This window comes from Candidatus Omnitrophota bacterium, assembly GCA_028707125.1.
Lineage (GTDB): Bacteria > Omnitrophota > Gorgyraeia > Gygaellales > JAQTUX01 > JAQTUX01.
Map to the genome: position 1 here is coordinate 37813 of JAQTUX010000001.1, position 18463 is coordinate 56275.

The following is an 18463-nucleotide window of genomic DNA, read 5'->3' on the forward strand; positions in this document are numbered from 1 at the left end:
CTGATAGTATCAAAATATCCTGAAGGCCTTTACTTTATGGAAAGCTCTCTTTTGACCTGACGCTCGGCTTCTAACCAGTCCTTCATATCGTTGCCGTGGGTAAAGCCCCTTTTCTCATAGATCTGGTATGCCCTCTGCTGGATCTTTGAAAACAACTCGTTCTGGTTAGTGCTGCGGTTGTTCGTTTTGCTCCTTCCGAACATTCTTCTGTTACCCATATCCATTTCCCCCCTCCTTTTCCTCCAATGGCATTGATTATAATGCCACGCGCTGCTTGTTATACGACAATTTTACAGATTTATTATATCCCTAAGCGAAGTATTATCAAGTATTTTTTTAGGGATGAAACGCCATTATTTGCTACCGGTTAGCCCTTTTTTTCCTTCTTCTCCTTTATGTTGATAAAGGTCTGGCATTTATTATGGCCGCCTTTCTTGTATTTAAAATAAACCTCGCCGCTTGTCAAGGCATAAAGCGTATTCCTGCCGCTGACATTGATCCCGGCCTTCCATTTGTTCCCTTCGCGGGTGAGGATCGTCCCTGTTTTGACGAGCTGCCCGCTTGTGACCTTGAGCCCCTTTATATCCGTGTAATGCTGTGAATGTTTGGTCTTTCCGACTCCTATTGACATCTTGATTGCTCCTTTCTTAGTTTACTTCGTTAAGCCCGGCTGCTCCCTCAAAATTATGTTCCTGTTCAACACCGGCCTTATGCCGCGGTAGACGCGCTCAGCTATCGCCTTATACCCCTGGGCGTTGGGATGGACAAAATCGCTTTTCAAAGACGGATCGGCGATTATCTTGTCTAAGATAGCGGATATAAGTATGCAATTATGCTTCCTGGCAAGCTGCCTTATTTCCTGCGAATGCCTCTTCATAATGTTCCTTGTGCTCAATTCTACCAGCGCCACCATCGCGCCGGCGCCGTTTACCGCCTTTACCATATTTTCTATATTGGCGACCGTATTTTCGGGCGGCACGCTTCTTAAGAAATCATTGCCGCCGAATTCTATGATCACAAGCAGCGGGTCGCGGCTGAGCACATCGGAATAGATCCGGAACATCGCCTGGGTGGACGTATCCCCCTCAACTCCGGCATTGAGCACCGGTATGTCTATTTTCTGGGAGAGGAAATCCGGGTAACTTTGCCCTGCCGGCGCACCGAAGCCAAAGGTTATGCTGTCCCCGAAACAGATGATATTCTTTCCCCGCGAATTAATATTCGCGTAGTCCTGCCGGAAATACTCGGGGAGCACGGAGATCAAAAGCAGACATACCAGAATAAGCCCGATCACTGCCCCGCCCAACAATCTATGTTTTTTTGCCATGCTCATCCTTTAGCCCGGCCACTATTATAGCAATATTTTGCTAAATATGCACCTCTCCTTTTGTCGCCCCTGCCTCCCATTTACCGACCCCCGCCATAACGTCCTGGAAACACAACTTGGCGAGTATATCAAAATTGCTCTCCATGATACGGTTAATGCGCCCGGGTTTGGAGAAGAACTCGCGCATGCACCAAGAACCCAAACGGCCCAACTCTTCAATAGAAAGGTGGTCTGTGGGAATGACCGGATGAAGGAAATCCCAGGTGCTGAAGTCCACCTTCCTGGGGTCTATCCAGTTTTTCTTTAACGCTATCTTCCACATCGGAGAATTCGGAGCGGGGGTGACATATCCGACCCATAAGACATCCGGGTCAACTTCGTCGGTAAATTCATACCTTTGCTTGATTATCGCCTCCGTGTCATAGTCAAACCCCATCATGATATCGGCGACGATCGCGATATCGTTCTTGCGCAGTATCTCAATGGTCTTTTTGATCTGATCTATCGTCGTGCCTTTAGCGATCCTCTTGAGCTCTTCCTGCGTGGTAACCTCTATCCCGAATACGCCCATAAACAGGCCCGTCTCTTTCATCAAAGGAAGGATAGATTCGCAATTCACCCAATCAACAGCCCTGCCTAAAGAGACCCATTTAATCGGTATGTTCTTTTTCTTCTTTAATTCACAGAACCTTTTTACGCGCGCGGGGTCAACATTAAAATTATCGTCCTGTATGACCACGACTTTAACGCCGTATTCTTTGTGCAAAACCTCCAGCTCTTCAATGACCCTCTCCGGGCTCTTGGCGCGCCATTTCAGGAAATCAGACGGCGAGCGCGGGTCGAACTGGTCCCATTCATAGCAGAAAGTACAGGCAGAAGGGCATCCCCGCGAAGTGATCATATCGACAAACGGCTTCCAGTGGGTGTGGCCCACGTATTTATCCATGGGGAACAGATCGTATGCCGGAAGCGGCAGCTTATCCAGGTCAGCCATCAGCGCCTTATGCGGGCCCATTACGATCTTGCCGTTAATACGCGAGGTGACCCCGCCCACGCCTGACGGATCTTTTTTCTTATCTATAGCTTCGAGCAGATCCGCGAACGACTCCTCTTCACCCATAACCACAAAATCCACGGCGGAATTCTCCTCAAGCGTGGGAACAGGCATAGCCGAATACCATAATCCACCCAATATTATCTTTACATCGGGGAGCGCGGCCTTTATTCTTTGGGCTGCTTCTTTGAAGTGGCGTAAAACGCCGTAGCCGCCATAGCCATGTATCTGTTCGCCCATGACCACAACATCGGGTTTCTTGGCCTTCACCTGTTCGATCAACTGGTCCATGGGTATTTCCAGGGCCCTGCCGTCAATAACCGCGACATCGCTGTATCCGCGCTCACGCGCGAAACTGGCCCAATGCGCGTAGAGTTGATTCGGCGACCTGTGGATCCCGTGCGTTGCCCATGCCCCGACCTTCGGCATAACGAATAATATTTTCATATTCTTGATCCTCCTCCCTATTTAAGGTTCAATATATCCGAAAAATTTTTGGACAAAACCTTCTCTTTTTCTTCTTCTTGTAATCCTGAATTTCGAACAACATCAATAGAGCCCTGCAGGGCCCTGTTCGCCGGCCAGTCAGAGCCGAAAAGCATACGAGCGCTGCCTGACATTTCTAAGGCGCATTGTAAAACAGAGGCCGACTTGCAGCCGGATGTATCAATATAAATCCTGCTCAATATCTCAGAAGGCATCCCGCCTAAATCCTTAACGAGATTAATCCCGCGCAGCATATTGTAGGTCGTATCAAACCTCTCCTTGATAAACGGCAGCACCCCGCCAAAATGGGCAAATACGAATTTCAAGTCGGGGAATTTTGTAAATACCCCGGACATCATAAGTTTACCCGCGCACATTGTCAGGTCAAAAACATATTCAATAACAGGGCCAAGCAGCGGGTCGTTAACGCGCTCTGAGCCGATGGGCTCTATGATCTGTGAATGCACAAAGATGGGTATCCTGTTCTTCCGGCAAAACTCATACACGCCAAAGAATATCTCCTCATCCAGATAAGCGCCGTTATAACTGGAGGCAAGAGACAGGGCCTTCAGGCCCAGTTCCTTATACGCGCGCCTGCATTCCTTAAGCATCAACTCCGGCTCGCCGAAAGGCAGGATAAATGAGCCGATAAACCTGTCCGGATATTTCTTTACTATATCCGATACGCCGTTATTAAAAATAGCGGCTATACCCTGCCAGCCGCCTTCCGTATGCAGGTGCGCGTCCGTGGTAGGATAGGTAAGCAACGCCTTTTCTATGCCGGCTGCGCCCATCGCCTTGATCTGCGTCCCGATGTCTGACCAGGCAGGATGAAAGAACGAGGCGTTCTCTACTATCTCTTTCGGCAGCCAGTGCGAGTGGCCATCGTTTATGCTCATTTATCGGGATGCTCCTGCTTAAACGGTATCACCGGAGCGGTCCAGGGCGTCTGCTGGTTTATCACCGCGATCTCCAGCGGACAGACGTTTGCCGGCACAGTCAGCGCAAACCTCACCGCGTTTTCTATGGCTTCGGTAGTCATAAGCCGCGAGGTATTGGCGGTCACCTCTTTCAGTTTACCGGTAAGGTCTGTGTCGGTCACGCCCGGCAGTATTGAGGTTATCTTGATGCCGTGGTCGCGCAGCTCCCAGAATAACCCCTTGGAGAACGCGCGCAGGCCTACCTTAAGCGAACTATAAACCAGAAAGTTCCTCGGCAAAGGGTCGCAGAGCGTTGAGCCGGATACCATGTTAATGATGGCGCCGGATTTATTTTTAATCATATCGTTGATAACTAAACGGATCATCCGTACATAACCTAAATAATTCGTGTGCACCAGGCGCTCAAAGTCCTCAAAGGGCTGTTTTTCAAAGGGGTATTGGCTGGAAACCCCGGCGTTGTTTATCAGGATATCTATCTTGCCGAATTTCTCTTTTGTCTTGTTCACCAGATTTTCCAGGTCCTCTAATTTAGTCACATCGCAAGGCACGGCCAGGACCTCTACCTTGTATTTCTTCGCCAGTTCCGCGGCGGTTTCCTTAAGCGGCCCCTCTCCGCGGGCGGCGAGGGCTAAATTAACGCCTAAACTTGCCGCGGTTGAGGCCAGTGCCTTACCTATGCCGCGGCTTGAGCCGGTAACTATGGCTGTCTTTCCTTTCAACTCTGCGCTCATATTCATCTCCTGACTTTGGCTTCCTTTTCTATGACATCTTTAAATATCAGCAGGTTATCTTTGGAATGCTTATTAATAAAGCCCTCCACCTGCTCATCGTTGAACTTCGCCTTATCGTCCATCTCAAAATGCTGTATCCAGGTCAGCAGGGTGCCTGCCTGCTTCGGCGTATAAAGCCAGACGATCTTCATATATTTAAAAGGGAATTTCGGCTCTTCTCTCTCGGAATAGGTAAAGTATTCATCTTTGAACAACAGCCGCCAGGACTGCCAGGACTTGCCTTCGTCATCGGTAAGCCGGAAGGTGATCTTATTGCCTTCTCTTTTGAGCACCTCTGCCTTCTTGTATTCTCCTCCAAACAGCTCTGTCCAGCGTTCAATGTCGTTGGAGATCTCGAATATCCTGTCATAAGGCGCGTTGATCACGATCGAATTGCATGTATGCCCCATAATTGTCCTCCTATGTTTTATAATATCGCTACGACGCGCGCCCAGGCAGCGCCGGCGTCTTTGATCTTAACCGGAAAACACGCCACCTTAAAACCCGACGCCGGCAATTCATCCAAATTGGCCAGCCGCTCAATGTGCGCGTATTCCCGTTTTCTGCCGAAAAAGTGCGCCGGCCATAAATGCCTCGCGTCATGGGTGCGCGTAAAATCAGCCATCATGAATTTATACGGCCGGTCAAAGCCCAAAGTGTCGATGCCCACTATCTTCACTCCCGCGTCCAATAAATACCCTATGGCCGCGGGATCTACTCCGGGATAATTCGTCAAATATTCTTTTGAGCCGAAAAATTTATCCGCCCCCGTATGCAGCAATACGATATCGCCGGACTTAAGTTGATAATTTATCTTTTCCAGGGCAAAACGCGCGTCGTTCTTGGATATGACCTCTCCCGGTTTCTTGTCGGTGAAATCCAGGACCACCCCGTCGGAAAGGCACCATTCCAAAGGAAGCTCATTTATTGTCTTTGACGGCCTTCCCTGCGACTGGCTGCCGTAATGGAACGAGTAATCAATGTGCGTGCCGATATGCACCGGAGAATGCACTGTCTCAAGCGAGAGGAATTCTCCATCAGGCAGGTCTGATGGCTTTATGACCCTTTTGCCGAAAAGAAAATCCAGACGGCCCTTAAGCGTCCTTTTCATCATTACCCAGTTAAGATGGCGCACCCCGGGCTTATGCCCCAGCCGCTCGATCCAGAAAGGATGGACCTCGGGAGCGCTGTCGTCAATGGATATGCTTAAATCTATTATGTTCATTGCCTATGCCTTTTTTGAGCCAATTATGGCGGCGATGTCCTTGATGGACTGGAATTTGCTGATCTCCTTCTCATCCAATTTTACACCAAACTCCTTCTCTAAAGCAATACGTATCTCCACCATTTCGGTTGAGTCAACTCCGATGCCTTCGTAAAGTTTCGCGCCTGTGTCAATATTGGCGTTCCTGAGCCCCAGCAATTTTACTATCATGTCTTTTACTTGCGTCTCAATCTCCATAGATACCCTCCTATGCCTTCTTTAATATCAATGCCGAGTTGATGCCGCCCCTGCCGCGGGAAATAACCAGGGCGTTATTGATCTCCCGGGCAACGCCTTTATCTCTGATAAAATTCAGGTCCGCTCCCTTAACCGGCTCCTTCAGGTTTACCATCGGAGGAAGCATGCTGTTTTCCATGGCCAGTATGGTGATTATAATGTCAACCGCGCCGGAGGCGCCCAGAAGATTACCCAGCATGGTCTTTGGCGCGCTTACCGGAATGGTTGCCGCTTTCTCGGCGAATACATCCTTTATGGCATTGATCTCGCTTGTGTCGCCGTCAACAGTAGCCGCTCCGTCAAGGCAAATGTAATCTATTTCCCGCGGCTTGATGCCGGCGCCTTGAAGCGCTATCTTTATGGCGCGCGCAAGCTGCCTGCCTGAGGCGTCCGCCTTTATCCTGTCTACCCCGTCGCAGGTCGCCCCGTATCCGGACACATACGCGCTGATATGCGCTCCTCTTTTTCTGGCGCGCTCTTCGCTTTCCATGATCATAATGCCGGCGCCCTCGCCTATGACAAAACCGTCCCGCTTTTCATCAAACGGCCTGTATGCCGCCTGCGGATCGGCGTTATTCGCGCTTAAGGCGCCGTAGCTGTTGCAGCATAACAGCGCGTAAGGCGTAACCGGCGCCTCCATTCCTCCGGCGAGGATAAAATCCAGCCGGTCTTTTTCCAGCGTCTTTTTGGCATAGCCGATGGCCATGAGGGAGGAGGCGCGGTCAGAGACGACCGTCTTGGAAAACCCCTTTATGCCGTAATAGATGGAAACCTGCCCCTGCGGCGCGGCAGGGAACCAGGCAGATGCCATATACGGGCTGACGCCTTCGCGGCCCTCCATATACAGATCGCGCAGCTCTGTTTCGGCGTAAAGCCAGCCGCCGATGGCGTTGCCCATGAATATCCCTATATTATTGGGGTTTTCCTTTTGCACGTCTATCTTCGCGTCCTGAAGCGCCTGTTCTGAGGCGATCAGGGCAAGATGGGAAAAGGTGTCTATTTTTTTCAGCAGGCGTTCCGATAGATGAGAATAGGCATCCAGGTCTTCGATCTGCCCGGCGATACGCGAGGGATATTTTGAGGCGTCAAACCTGGTGATGGCGCGCACGAATGAACGGCCGTTCTTGATATTCGCCCAGAAAGGCCGCTTGCCCGTGCCTGCGGGCGCGACAATACCTATGCCTGTAACCACTATCCTCTTCATCATTTACTCCATCTTTTTAACACAAGCGAAGAATGTATGCCGGAAAAGCCGCTTGCGGTTTTTAAAATAGTATCCACCCTTTTTTCCATCGCCTTATTGGGAATATAATTCAGGTCGCACTGCGGGTCCGGCTCCTCCTGATTTATCGTCGGAGGCAGGATATTCTTTTCAAATATCTGCGCGCATACCGTCAACTCCACGGCGTTGGCCGCCGCCAGAGGATGCCCGATCATCGATTTGAACGAACTGATGGGAAGTTTATACGCGTAATCGCCGAATATCGTCTTGTAGGCTCCGGTCTCAAAGATATCGTTCATCCTTGTGGATGAGCCGTGGGCGTTTATGTAGTCGATCTCCCGCGGCTTGACCTTCGCGTCCTTCAGCGCCATCTTTATGCAAGTAGACATCGCCTCCCCGTCTTGGGGCAGGTCGGTCATATGAAAGGCGTTGCAGCTTGAGCCGAATCCCGTGATCTCGCAGTATATATGTGCCCCGCGGTTTTTGGCGTGTTCCAGTTCTTCCAGTATCAAAACCCCGGCGCCCTCTGAAAGCACGAACCCGTCGCGCTTGTTATCAAACGGCCGCGACGCCTTTTCCGGCTGGTCATTGCGGTTGGACAATACGCTGACCACGTCAAAGGCCCCGAACGTAATAGGGGTAAGCGGCGCCTCTGCCGCGCCGGCGATCAAGACATCCGCTTCGCCGTCCCTTATCGCCTCAAAGGCAAAACCCACCGCGTCCGTGCCGGCGGTGCAGCCGGTAGAAAGGGTTTCACACAAGCCGTTCAGATGATAGCGCGCCGATATCTCGCTTGAAGGCGTATTGAACATCGCCGCGTCGTAGAGAACGTCGCTTGCCTTGGCAGGGTCGATCGGCTCTTTGCCGTGGTTTGTCACGCGCAGGAACTCCTCTTCCATATATTTGGTGCCGCAGATGGCGTTTGCCAGAACCACGCCTATCTGCTCAAGATTTTCTTTCTTAAAGTCCAGTTCTGAATCCTCAACCGCCATTTTGGCGCAGGTTACGCCGAACTGCACGTAGCGGTCCATCCTCGCCGCCTCCTGCCTGGTCAACCCCAGCTTTACGGGGTCAAATTCGTAGCAATATGCCGCGATCCGGGAATGGAACATTGAGACGTCAAACATGTCCACCTTTCTCACGGCGGACTTTCCCCGCGACATACCCTGCCAGACCCCGTCCTTGCCTATGCCGTTGGGTGATATGCAGCCGATGCCTGTAACAACTACGCGCCTATTCTTCATGTCTGCCTACTCCACTCTGGTTGCCCTGAACCTGACATTGCCTCCGTCAGGGCAGGTAATGGTGTTCAAAGAGTTCTCATCTTCCATAAAGGAAAATTTTGCCCCGAAATTAAGCGCGAACAAAACGGGAAACAGGGTATGGAACGCCGCCCCGCAGAAATTCGGAATGGTGCGCAGGCCCGTGGTCTCCCATTTATCTCCCGCCTTATAACCATAGAAGCATTTGCCGGTGACCTCCTCCACGCTGATTATCATTTTCCTGGGGCTGGGGCCTTTGTGATCGGGATTCTTAGGCACAACCTCAACCTTGCCCGCGTCATCAAGGACCTCGGTAAAAAACTCCAGTTTCCCGCCGTCGGGGCAGGTCGTATGCATAGAACGTTGGTTCTGCTCAAAAGGGAATTTAGCGCCAAAAGTCAAGGCGTAGCAGGGCGCGAACACCGAATGCGCCATCCCCAGGCAAAAATGCTTGGGCGGATGCGTGAAATCATCAAGTATCAGCTGGTCGCCGACCTTATAATTATGGTAACAATACCCGCCTTGTTTGGTAACGGTCAATCTTAACTTGGGAAACTTTACCCTGCTTTCCATATCTTCTCCTTGATCTGCTCTTTGGTGAGAAATCCGCCTGTCTTCTCTACCCTATGCACAAGTTCAACTAATTTTTTATTCAGCGGCGCGGGAACGCCGGTTTTCTCTGCTACGTCCGCTATCTGGCCGTTGATATAGTCAATTTCAGACGGCCTGCCCCGTTTAATGCTCTGCAATATTGAGCCATGGAGCGGCTCACTGCTCAATTTGGTCATAATGCCGGAAAATATCGCGGCTGCCTTATCAACAGGCATAAACGCGAGGCCGCGCGCCTTGTCAATATCAAAACCAGGCAGCGCGCCAGGTTTTATGCCTGCCCTGTCAACTGCCTCAAACGCTTCTTTCTGAAGCGCCAGCGCGAGCTTACACATCTCAATATCGGAAAACACCTCCTGCATACTCAGGCCGCAGAGCGCGGGAACGCAATTGTTGAGATTCACGAATAATTTTGTCCACTTCTGCGCCACAATATCGCTGCTCTGAACAATCTCAAAAGCAGAAGACAGCTCATCGGTTATTGTCTGTACTATTGTGCCGTTGGCGCCATAGGGTTTACCAACTATCCACTTGCCTTCAAAATTATGCACGATCGCGCCGGCTTTAAGATATGTCGCTCCGAACATAACTATGCTTGATATGATGTTATCCCGGCCGATGAACCCCGAAATAATTTCGTCCGCCTTTACGCCGTTTTGCGTAGTCAGAACGGTTGTGTCTCTGAAATAATCTTTGTTCTGGCTATATGCCTCTTCTATATCCTGCGTCTTTGTGGCAAGGATGATCAGGTCCGCGCGGCTGCCAAGGCGTGTGCCTGCATCAAGATCGATCCGTAGGTCTCCGCGCGCGCCGCTTACCTTCAGGCCGCCATTCTTGATCGCCTCAACCTGGTCAGCCCGTCCGATCAAACAGACGTCTTTGCCCTTCTGCTTAAGATAGGCGGCAACCAGCCCGCCGATCGCTCCTGCCCCTATTACGGCTATTTTCATCTCTTCTCGCTATACGCCTTAAGATTATCTAAAATGTTTTCCAGATTCCTGTCGTGTAATCCGCGAAAGACAAGTTTCCATAAGATCTTATTGGCCCATCCCCTGACCTTAAACAGCATCTCGTATTCCACCTTTACCTTATGGCAGCACATCTGCTTTAAAGAAACTGTTTCCATGCCCTCTAAAAATCCGTCTTTAAATTTGCGCGTTATGCTTTCGCCTTGCTTGATCTCAGAGACCGCTGCTTTCCACGACGGGCCGAACGGAAGCGCTACCTTCTGTATATACTCGCTGCCTTCTCGAACAGGGCCGTCCGTGGTTTTGCTGAACCTCATCAAGGAATTCTCAGGCCACCATCCGGCCTCTCCCCACCTGACTATTTCAAGGAACAGCCCTTCAATCCCCGCCTCAATTATCCTGGCGTGATAATTGGAATAATATTTATTTGCCGAAACCATATTTAGCGTAATCAATGCCTACCGCATCAAGTATCTTCTTCATCGGGGCGGCAAACGCCGCCGGCACGCCCATAAACATCGCCTTGACCACATCAACCTCCTCTATCAGCGCGCTGCCGCGCTCCGTAGCGTAAAGTTGCGCGCTTTCCCTGATGGATCCTTCGGCAATGCTCCTGTGGAACAGGGATATCTTATTGATGATCTGCCTGAATTTATCTTCTATGCCTTTTTCCCAAACCAGCTTATCAGCCATAAACCCTCCTTAAACGCTGAACCAATTTGCCACCAAAGGCCTGCCTGACAGATCCGTATTAATATGCTTCAGGTTCGTATATTCCAACAGCCCCTCCCTGCCCAGCTCTTTTCCGAAGCCGCTCTGCTTGAACCCGCCGTAAGGCGCCTGAGGATAAAACATGCCGTATGTATTAATCCAGACCGTGCCGGCGTTGATCTGACCGGCTAATCTTTGCGCCTTTGTTAAATCCCTGGCCCATATGCTGGCAGCCAAACCAAAAGCAGAGTTGTTAGCCAGGCCCGCTGCTTCATCAAGAGAAGAAAACGTGGATACGCCTGTAACCGGGCCGAACACCTCTTCCTGGAATATGTCCATTTCCGGCCTGACATCGGCAAACACCGTCGGCTCAAAGAAAAATCCCTGTTTCAGATCCGCGGGTATCTTGCCTCCGCAAACAAGATGGGCTCCCTGTTTTTCAGCCCGCTCAACGAAGGACATAACTTTTTTTCTCTGTTCCTTGCTTATCAACGGCCCCATCTGGGTTTCAGGATCAAGGCCGTCGCCTAATTTTAACGCCTTTGCCTTGCTCACAAAGGCATCTAAGAATTTATCCGCGATCTTCTTATCAATTAAAAGCCGCGACATTGCCGTGCACATCTGCCCCTGATTTAAAAATATACCGCAAAGCAGGCCGCTGGAAACGGTTTCTATATCACAATCATCCAATACCACTGCCGCTGACTTTCCCCCTAACTCCATAACCAGTTTCTTGGTATTGGCTGAAGCCAATTTCATTATTTCTTTGCCAACCTCATTGCTGCCGGTAAAAGAGATCATGTCCACAGCTTTATGCGCGGCCAATGCCGCGCCGACAGTGCTGCCCGCGCCGGTAACGATGTTAAAGACGCCTTTAGGCAGGCCTGCCGCCTCTATAATACGGCCGAGTTCCAGCGCGCTTAAAGGCGTTAAGCTCGCCGGCTTAAGCACTATAGTATTGCCCGCGGCAAGGGCGAAGGCCGTCTTCCAGCAGGCGATCAACAACGGATAATTCCAGGGGACGATCAAACCAACTACGCCTATTGGCTGGCGCGTAAGCGCGCTTCTTGCCTCTGCCGGCAGTTTTATTTCTTCATCCTTAAGCCATTCCTGTGATAAATTGGCAGCGTCCTCAAACACCTGCGCTGCCGACGGGATGTCCATAAAGGTGGTTTCCTTTATCGGCTTGCCGGTATTCAATGACTCAATCTCAATTAACTTGGAGGCATTTTCTCTTATGCCTTCCGCGATCTTGAAAAGACAGGCGGCGCGCTCCTTTGGAGACATCTTCGGCCAGGGCCCGTTATCAAAGGCATTTCTTGCCGATGAAACAGCCCGCTCCAGGTCATCGAGCGCGGCTTCCGGCACCTGCGCGATCACTTTTTCGTTACAAGGATTAATTATTTCTCTTTTTTTATTAACGTTCATTAGCGGTAATTAGCTTTTTACAAATTAGCGGCAATTAGCGTATTTTCACCTGCTTAAATAATTCAAACAGCCGGCCAAACGGCACATACCAGCGGGAAAGTTTACCTAATTCGCCTTTCAACTTCATTTTACCCTGCATAGTAGCCACAAACGGCTCGATCTTACCTAAAAATACCGACTGCCAGACATCTGCCGGAGCCGATATGATAAAAGGCGCCTCATCATCAAATTCCAGCTTTGCTATCCTTCCCTTCTCAAAATTGAATTTATATGCCTTATTATGCCCGTCCATCTTGATCGCCAGTTTCAAGGTCAGGTCCAATTCCCCGCCTTTCTTCGCGATAAACTCGTCCTTATTCACCAGGTCCACGATCGCCTGGATATGCTCCGGGGAAAACATCAAATACGACTTATCAGAAGCCAGGTTTTCTTTAAGCGCCTTATCCAGATCATCCAGTATATCCTTCTTAAACAGCCGCGCCACAGAAGCGGTCTTTACCGCCTCTTCCAATTCCTCAATAAGATACAACGCGTCTATGAATTTGTCCGCCATAGAGACCACGCCGTGATTCCTGATAAACGCTATATTGCTGTTTTTCAGGGCCTCGATCACCAGTTCCGGTTTTGTGATGGAAGGGGTATCCTGCGACACAGCGCTAATGTTGCCCAGATAGAGCCTGGTCTCAAAGGTCAGGGTCTTCAGTTCCGGATACACGGCAAAGTAGGCGTTGGCGAGCGGCGGATGGCAATGGATCACCGCTTTGCAGGGAAAATTCTTATAAATGGACTGGTGCAAAGGAAACTCCGAAGACAGGTTTTTTGCTTCTTGGGGCCTGCTCAAATCCACTTTAATGATATCTTCGGCGGTTAAATTGCCCAGGCATGTTCCGCTGGCAGTGATAAGTATATTGTTATCGTCTATGCGGCAGCTCAAATTACCGCCGCGCGCGGCCACAAGGCGCAAAGCGGATAATTTCTTTCCGATATTGATCATCTCATCCCTTAAGGCCTTGTCTTTGCCGAATATCATCTGCCGATCTCCAGAATAAAATGTTTACTGATGAATTTATCGGGCGTAATATCAAACGCCGGATAATATCCTTTTACGCCGTAAGGGGCGAGCCGCAACCCCTTATATTCCAGCATCTCTTTTTCAGGGCGGACCTCTATTTTGATGTCCTTGCCTGTTTTCGCCTTTGAGGCAGGCGGGCATAAAACATAAAAAGGTATCTTAAAATGCCTTGCCAATACCGCGATCTGATAAGTGCCGATCTTGTTGGCGACGTCGCCGTTTCGCGCCAGCTGGTCGCATCCCACAATAACCTTATTCACCTTTCCCTGGGATATGACGCTGGCTGTCATATTATCGGTTATCAGGGTTACGGGAACCTTTGCGCGCTGTAATTCCCAGGCGGTAAGGCGGCTGCCCTGAAAATAGGGACGGGTCTCTGTGGCGTAAAACCCTATTTTCTTGCCCTGCTTCCGGCAGAACTGCGCGATAAGCGGCAGTTCACCGCTGACATTGCAATGGGTAAGTATGCTGTCGCCGTCTTTTAGATGATCAGCCACTTCCTCTGCCCGCTTAATCCGCTTATGCCTCAACATCTCTAAAAATCCATGGATCATCTTTTCTAAATCTTTTCCTTGCGCCTGCCAGCCAAGGACCATATCAGTAAGGAATTTGAACGGCAATGTAGGACGAGTGGCATTAAGCGTATCAGCTACCTTCTTGAGAACTTTGCCTGTATTTTTACCGCCCCTGTTCTGCCTCAAAACCAGCAGAAAAGTATAGAAAACCAGGATCACCTGGCCAAAGGCGCGCGTCTTCATTGCCTTGATCGCCCTTGCCGCCTGCTGGTATGTCCTTACCTTTATATATGTGAGTTTCTGCGGCAGCGCTGTCTCATCAAGCACATAGATCGTGTCACCCTTCAATTCTATCGGCCAAAATAATGGTGAAAATGTCATAATTAACTCCGAAGCAGTTTATTATTTATGATTATTCAGCGACTTCCTTACCTTTAATACCAGAGGCCTGACTTCGGGCAACTCCTGCTTTATTAAATTCCAGACTATCTCGAGATCAACACCAGAATATTCATGGATAAGCTTATCGCGCATGCCCGCCATTGCCTTCCATGGTACACCGGGATGTTTCTCTTTTATGGCCGCCGGAATATTTTTTGCCGCCTCGCCCATCACCTCAACGCTTCTTAAAACTGCGTTTTGAGTTTTCTTGTCCTTTTTGAACTGCGCTAAACTCATCTCACCCACAAAATCATAAATCTCGCTTATGCAATCAACAATGTCCTGCACATAATCACGATAATCCCTTTTTACCATAGCGGCACCGCCTCTTTCAGTATGCTCCTGCCCATAATCGGCTTCAGGGCCTTTTTGGATACCAGATCAATCTTCCTGACCTTCAGTAAATGTCTTAAATATTCCTCTAATTCCATAAACGCCAGAAATCCCACGGGGCCGGAGAATTCAACCAGCATGTCCAGATCGCTGGTTTTCTTGTTTTCTCCTCTGACATATGAGCCGAAGACGGCCAATTCCTTTACTTTAAATTTGCTGTATAAAACCGGCTTGTGCTTGGAAATGACATCCCCTATTTTCTGCAATTTTGTCACGCCAAACCACCTCCTTTATTAGTGAAAAATGCCCCCTCGCCCACAATACAACTACCCACTTTCCTCTTCAGCTCCGAAACAGTTTCTTGTTCCGCCAAACTTTGTGGCGGGTCACCCGCTACGATACCCTCACCCCTTGCCCTAAATGTTTACTTTTCTATAGTAGGTTGCTTAGAGGAACGGGCACTATTTTCCACTCTCTTCTGATTCTGCGCATCAAAAGGAGTTATTACTCTAAGCACATCTTGACTCCTTATCTTGAATAATTGTTTGGTTTCCGAATCTAAAAATATGGTTCCCGTCTTTAATGTTTGAAATCCTTTAAGTTTATTCAGATATCCGAATGGGGTTTTCTTTTCATTCGCTAAATTCAGTGGTATTGCGGTCAATACTTCTGAATCTTGATCCTTCAAAATATCCTCCGAACACATTCCCATTAATACCCACAGATCAGCAACGCATATTGGGAATACAATAAGAAAGACAACTAATGGAATTGTAATTAGAGCATAAAAACTTCTATTCTTAATGTATTTTAATATAGGAGATGATGGCAGATGCGCTAATGTCCATATTATATTGGTAAGAAAAATAAGGAAAACTAACACAATGGTCCAAACACTTAATGAGTCGACAAAAATTCCAGACAAAAGACGAATTATTAACATTGCTAAAAATACAACAATTAATACGTTAACTACCTGAGCTAATATGGTAATTGTCAATTTTTTAAATAAAGAGTATATCATTTTATCTAGAAATCTGATGAATTCGTGTAGACAAATATTAAGATTTATTAATATAAAAAAGAGGAGGAAGCTAACTATGCCATAAAAAACATTCATGGACAAAATCGGTTCCTTAAAAACATAACCATGATAAATACCATTTAAAATTTTAAGGGAAGCTAGATATCCCGCATAATAAAAATAAAAGACCAAACCAATAAATATCTGAACAAAATGCTTCATTAAAATTTGTTTCCAATATGCTTTATCAAACATAATTCCTCCAGAAAATGGAGTACACTCGTAAATGAACCCGCTGGCTTTCGAGCGAATTTGAGGTTTTAGGCAAAGCAGCTCGAGCAGCGAGGGAACTTTGTGGCCTATAAGGCCCAAAGTGCGAGGACTGTCTGAGCAGTATTTGCGTATAGCGCAAATACTGCGAGTTCCGCAAGCACCGAGCTGCGAGAGACCTTTGCCGGCCCTCTTTGAATGCCATTAGGGGCAAAACCGATATGAGCGAGGAAGCCAGCGGGTTCATAGATTAGGCTATTTCCCCTCTAACTTCTTCACAGTTGCCAGGGCGATCTCGATCAGCTTTGATTCTGCCATATAATAAAGCGGGTTCATAAAGCCCATTTCGCCGGTAATCACGTTGTCGCTGACCGATAAAATTGAGCCGGCCTTGATCTTATATGTCTGCGCAATCGTTAAAAGCGCGGATGAGACCATATCCACGGCAATCGCGCCCTGCTTTCTCTTTGCCTCAACGATCTCTCTGGTCTCCCGCAGGAGCGCGTCGGTTGTCCAGCAGGTGCCGCGATGGATATTGACACCCATGCCTTTGGCGACTTCGTATAAAGTATCAGCGATCTTCTTATCGGCAAGCGTCTCAAAACCCTCATCCACATAATACGGCGTCACCCCGTCCCCGCGCAGCACCTTATCCACCACGATCAAATCCCCTACTTTGATATTCTCGTCAAGCGCTCCGCAGGTGCCGATACGGATAATGTTCTGTATTTCGGCGTTGCACATTACCTCGGAGGTGATCGCCGTATCCGCTGAAAACCTTCCGCCGTTTATGGCGCTCACCCTTATGCCGTCAATCGCGCCGGTATACATCGTATATTCCATAAAGGAAAAATTCCTTATCGGGCTTTCTAATTTCTTTATCAGGACCTCTAACCTGTCCCTGGGCCCGGGCACGATCGCGTATTTACCCACATCCTGCGGCCGTAACTGCACCATCTGCGTCAAATCCCTGCCCGTCAAATGAACCTCTTTTTGCATTTGCATAATCGTCTCCTTATTTCCTCAATGCTTCCTTATCCACTTTGCCCGTTCTATTCTTAGGCAGCGAGTCCACGAAATTTATATGATGCGGGATCTTGAAGTGCGCCAGATGCTGGCGGGAGAACTGCCTGATATCCGCCTCTTTTAATTCCGCCCCGTCCTTTGCCACAATGAACGCCGCCACTGCCTCTCCCCTTAATTCATCGGCCACGCCTATCACAGCCGCCTCTTTAACCAGCGGATGCCGCATAAGCGCTGCTTCAACTTCAGGCGAATAAACGATCTCGCCGCTTACCTTGATCATCTCTTTCTTGCGGCCGATTATATAATATAGACCTTCCTCATCCTGCCTGACAATATCCCCGGTCTTAAACCATCCGTCTTCGCTAAGGACCTCGCGGGTCAGCTGCGGCTCTTTATAATATTCCTTCATCACCGCGTCGCCCCTGATCCAAAGCTCGCCATCCACGATCTTTGCCTCTATTTCAAAATCTAATTTTCCTATACTGGATAATTTATTGATATCCTTGGGCGAATAGGCGTTAGGAGCGGCGGTCTCGGTCAGGCCCCAGCCGTTAAGCAGACAGGCGTTAGGGTATGCCTTGTGAAACCTGTTTAACAATTCCGGCGAGGAAGGCGCGCCGAAGACAACGGCATATTTCAAATGAGAAAAATCAAATTTATCGTATTCCTTTAACGATAAGATCGCCACATACATCGCCGGGACGATGCAAAAGATGGTTACTTTATGCTTTTCCGTATTCCTCAGGAACTCCAAAGGATGGAATCTTTCCATCAACACCAGGGTTGAGCCAAAATACAGCATAAACAGGGCGTAATCAAAGCCGCCAAGATGCGAGAACGGCACTCCGCCGCATAAATATATGTCATCGCAAGAGGCGCCCAAAAAATGCTCTATTGTCTTTACCGGGCTGTCAAAATGCTTATGCGTCAAGACCACTCCCTTGGGATGGCCGGTTGAGCCGGAGGTATAAAAAATGGAAGAGATATCTTGTTCATTGATTTCTATATCTGGCCTCGCGGAACTTGCCCCTATGTTATCGTTAAGTATGACGACCTGTTTCAGGCGGAGGCAGCGGGTTTGGATGGATTGCGCGTCTATGTCTTTTTTGGGCTGGGCGATCAGGAGTTTCGCGTCGCTGTGATTGATGAAATTAACGATCTCTTCCTGCGTTAACATAAAATCCAGGGGCACGCACACCGCGCCTGCGCTGAATACGGCAAAATAACTGTAGATATACTGGGGGATATTGGGAAGGAACACGGCCACCTTATCCCCTTTTTGAATGCCCTGCTCAATGAGGAAGTTGGCGAGCTTAAAGGAGTTATCGCGCAAGTCCTTGAAGCTGACAGAGCTGTCGCGGAAGATAAGCGCCGGCTTATCAGGCCGCTCTTTTGCCTGCTTTTCCAGTAATACGGTAATATTCATAATATAGTAAAATTTTACTAATTAAATTGTATTATATAAAATATCCCCTGAATGTCAAGGTTTTTTTAGAGATAAAA

At 48.9% G+C, this 18463-nt stretch carries 23 protein-coding genes; all 23 read right to left on the reverse strand.

Translation table 11 applies throughout. The annotated features are described in order from the left end of the window. Positions 1-29: 29 nt before the first annotated feature. Positions 30-218 carry a DUF2934 domain-containing protein gene (locus PHR44_00230; protein MDD4909100.1) on the reverse strand — a complete coding sequence of 63 codons (189 nt, stop codon included), beginning with the start codon at positions 216-218 and terminating at the stop codon, positions 30-32. A gap of 149 nt (positions 219-367) precedes the next feature. Next, positions 368-631 carry a 50S ribosomal protein L27 gene (locus PHR44_00235; protein ID MDD4909101.1) on the reverse strand — a complete coding sequence of 88 codons (264 nt, stop codon included), beginning with the start codon at positions 629-631 and terminating at the stop codon, positions 368-370. A gap of 21 nt (positions 632-652) precedes the next feature. Continuing rightward, a complete protein-coding gene (locus tag PHR44_00240) occupies positions 653-1327 on the reverse strand; it encodes a GDSL-type esterase/lipase family protein (protein ID MDD4909102.1) in 675 nt (224 codons plus the stop codon). 40 nt (positions 1328-1367) lie between these two features. Then, positions 1368-2828 (reverse strand): radical SAM protein, encoded by a 1461-nt coding sequence (locus tag PHR44_00245; GenBank protein ID MDD4909103.1) that lies wholly within the window; start codon positions 2826-2828, stop codon positions 1368-1370. Positions 2829-2845: 17 nt separating this feature from the next. Then, on the reverse strand, positions 2846-3766 hold the full coding sequence (locus PHR44_00250) for an amidohydrolase family protein (GenBank protein MDD4909104.1): 921 nt from the start codon (positions 3764-3766) through the stop codon (positions 2846-2848). Beyond that, the gene (locus PHR44_00255; GenBank protein ID MDD4909105.1) at positions 3763-4539 is read right to left on the reverse strand and encodes an SDR family NAD(P)-dependent oxidoreductase; all 777 of its coding nucleotides are present in this window, start codon (positions 4537-4539) and stop codon (positions 3763-3765) included. The genes PHR44_00250 and PHR44_00255 overlap by 4 nt, the downstream gene beginning before the upstream one ends. Before the next feature lie 2 nt (positions 4540-4541). After that, a complete protein-coding gene (locus PHR44_00260) occupies positions 4542-4988 on the reverse strand; it encodes an SRPBCC family protein (protein ID MDD4909106.1) in 447 nt (148 codons plus the stop codon). Between the two features lie 17 nt (positions 4989-5005). Beyond that, positions 5006-5803, reverse strand: a complete 798-nt coding sequence (locus tag PHR44_00265; protein MDD4909107.1) for a cyclase family protein — start codon at positions 5801-5803, stop codon at positions 5006-5008. Positions 5804-5806: 3 nt separating this feature from the next. Then, positions 5807-6040: an acyl carrier protein gene (locus PHR44_00270; GenBank protein MDD4909108.1), complete on the reverse strand. Its 234-nt coding sequence runs from the start codon at positions 6038-6040 to the stop codon at positions 5807-5809. A gap of 10 nt (positions 6041-6050) precedes the next feature. Further along, positions 6051-7286, reverse strand: a complete 1236-nt coding sequence (locus tag PHR44_00275) for a beta-ketoacyl-[acyl-carrier-protein] synthase family protein (GenBank protein MDD4909109.1) — start codon at positions 7284-7286, stop codon at positions 6051-6053. Next, on the reverse strand, positions 7283-8545 hold the full coding sequence (locus PHR44_00280) for a beta-ketoacyl-[acyl-carrier-protein] synthase family protein (GenBank protein MDD4909110.1): 1263 nt from the start codon (positions 8543-8545) through the stop codon (positions 7283-7285). The genes PHR44_00275 and PHR44_00280 overlap by 4 nt, the downstream gene beginning before the upstream one ends. Before the next feature lie 6 nt (positions 8546-8551). After that, on the reverse strand, positions 8552-9136 hold the full coding sequence (locus PHR44_00285) for a TIGR04076 family protein (protein MDD4909111.1): 585 nt from the start codon (positions 9134-9136) through the stop codon (positions 8552-8554). Further along, entirely contained in the window at positions 9121-10122 is a 1002-nt protein-coding gene (locus PHR44_00290; protein MDD4909112.1) for a ketopantoate reductase family protein, read from the reverse strand. The genes PHR44_00285 and PHR44_00290 overlap by 16 nt, the downstream gene beginning before the upstream one ends. Further along, positions 10119-10580, reverse strand: a complete 462-nt coding sequence (locus PHR44_00295; GenBank protein MDD4909113.1) for a hypothetical protein — start codon at positions 10578-10580, stop codon at positions 10119-10121. The genes PHR44_00290 and PHR44_00295 overlap by 4 nt, the downstream gene beginning before the upstream one ends. After that, entirely contained in the window at positions 10564-10833 is a 270-nt protein-coding gene (locus PHR44_00300) for a hypothetical protein (GenBank protein ID MDD4909114.1), read from the reverse strand. The genes PHR44_00295 and PHR44_00300 overlap by 17 nt, the downstream gene beginning before the upstream one ends. A 9-nt stretch (positions 10834-10842) precedes the next feature. Further along, positions 10843-12279 carry an aldehyde dehydrogenase family protein gene (locus PHR44_00305; protein MDD4909115.1) on the reverse strand — a complete coding sequence of 479 codons (1437 nt, stop codon included), beginning with the start codon at positions 12277-12279 and terminating at the stop codon, positions 10843-10845. Positions 12280-12313: 34 nt separating this feature from the next. Next, positions 12314-13309 carry a class II aldolase/adducin family protein gene (locus tag PHR44_00310; GenBank protein MDD4909116.1) on the reverse strand — a complete coding sequence of 332 codons (996 nt, stop codon included), beginning with the start codon at positions 13307-13309 and terminating at the stop codon, positions 12314-12316. Beyond that, entirely contained in the window at positions 13306-14247 is a 942-nt protein-coding gene (locus PHR44_00315) for an S-methyl-5-thioribose-1-phosphate isomerase (GenBank protein ID MDD4909117.1), read from the reverse strand. The genes PHR44_00310 and PHR44_00315 overlap by 4 nt, the downstream gene beginning before the upstream one ends. Before the next feature lie 21 nt (positions 14248-14268). Further along, positions 14269-14622 (reverse strand): DUF86 domain-containing protein, encoded by a 354-nt coding sequence (locus PHR44_00320; protein ID MDD4909118.1) that lies wholly within the window; start codon positions 14620-14622, stop codon positions 14269-14271. After that, entirely contained in the window at positions 14616-14915 is a 300-nt protein-coding gene (locus tag PHR44_00325) for a nucleotidyltransferase family protein (protein MDD4909119.1), read from the reverse strand. The genes PHR44_00320 and PHR44_00325 overlap by 7 nt, the downstream gene beginning before the upstream one ends. 149 nt (positions 14916-15064) lie before the next feature. After that, positions 15065-15919, reverse strand: a complete 855-nt coding sequence (locus PHR44_00330; GenBank protein ID MDD4909120.1) for a hypothetical protein — start codon at positions 15917-15919, stop codon at positions 15065-15067. Between the two features lie 270 nt (positions 15920-16189). Continuing rightward, complete coding sequence (locus PHR44_00335; protein MDD4909121.1) at positions 16190-16933, reverse strand: hypothetical protein; 744 nt, start codon at positions 16931-16933, stop codon at positions 16190-16192. A gap of 16 nt (positions 16934-16949) precedes the next feature. Further along, positions 16950-18386, reverse strand: a complete 1437-nt coding sequence (locus PHR44_00340; protein MDD4909122.1) for a class I adenylate-forming enzyme family protein — start codon at positions 18384-18386, stop codon at positions 16950-16952. Between the last annotated feature and the right edge of the window lie 77 nt (positions 18387-18463).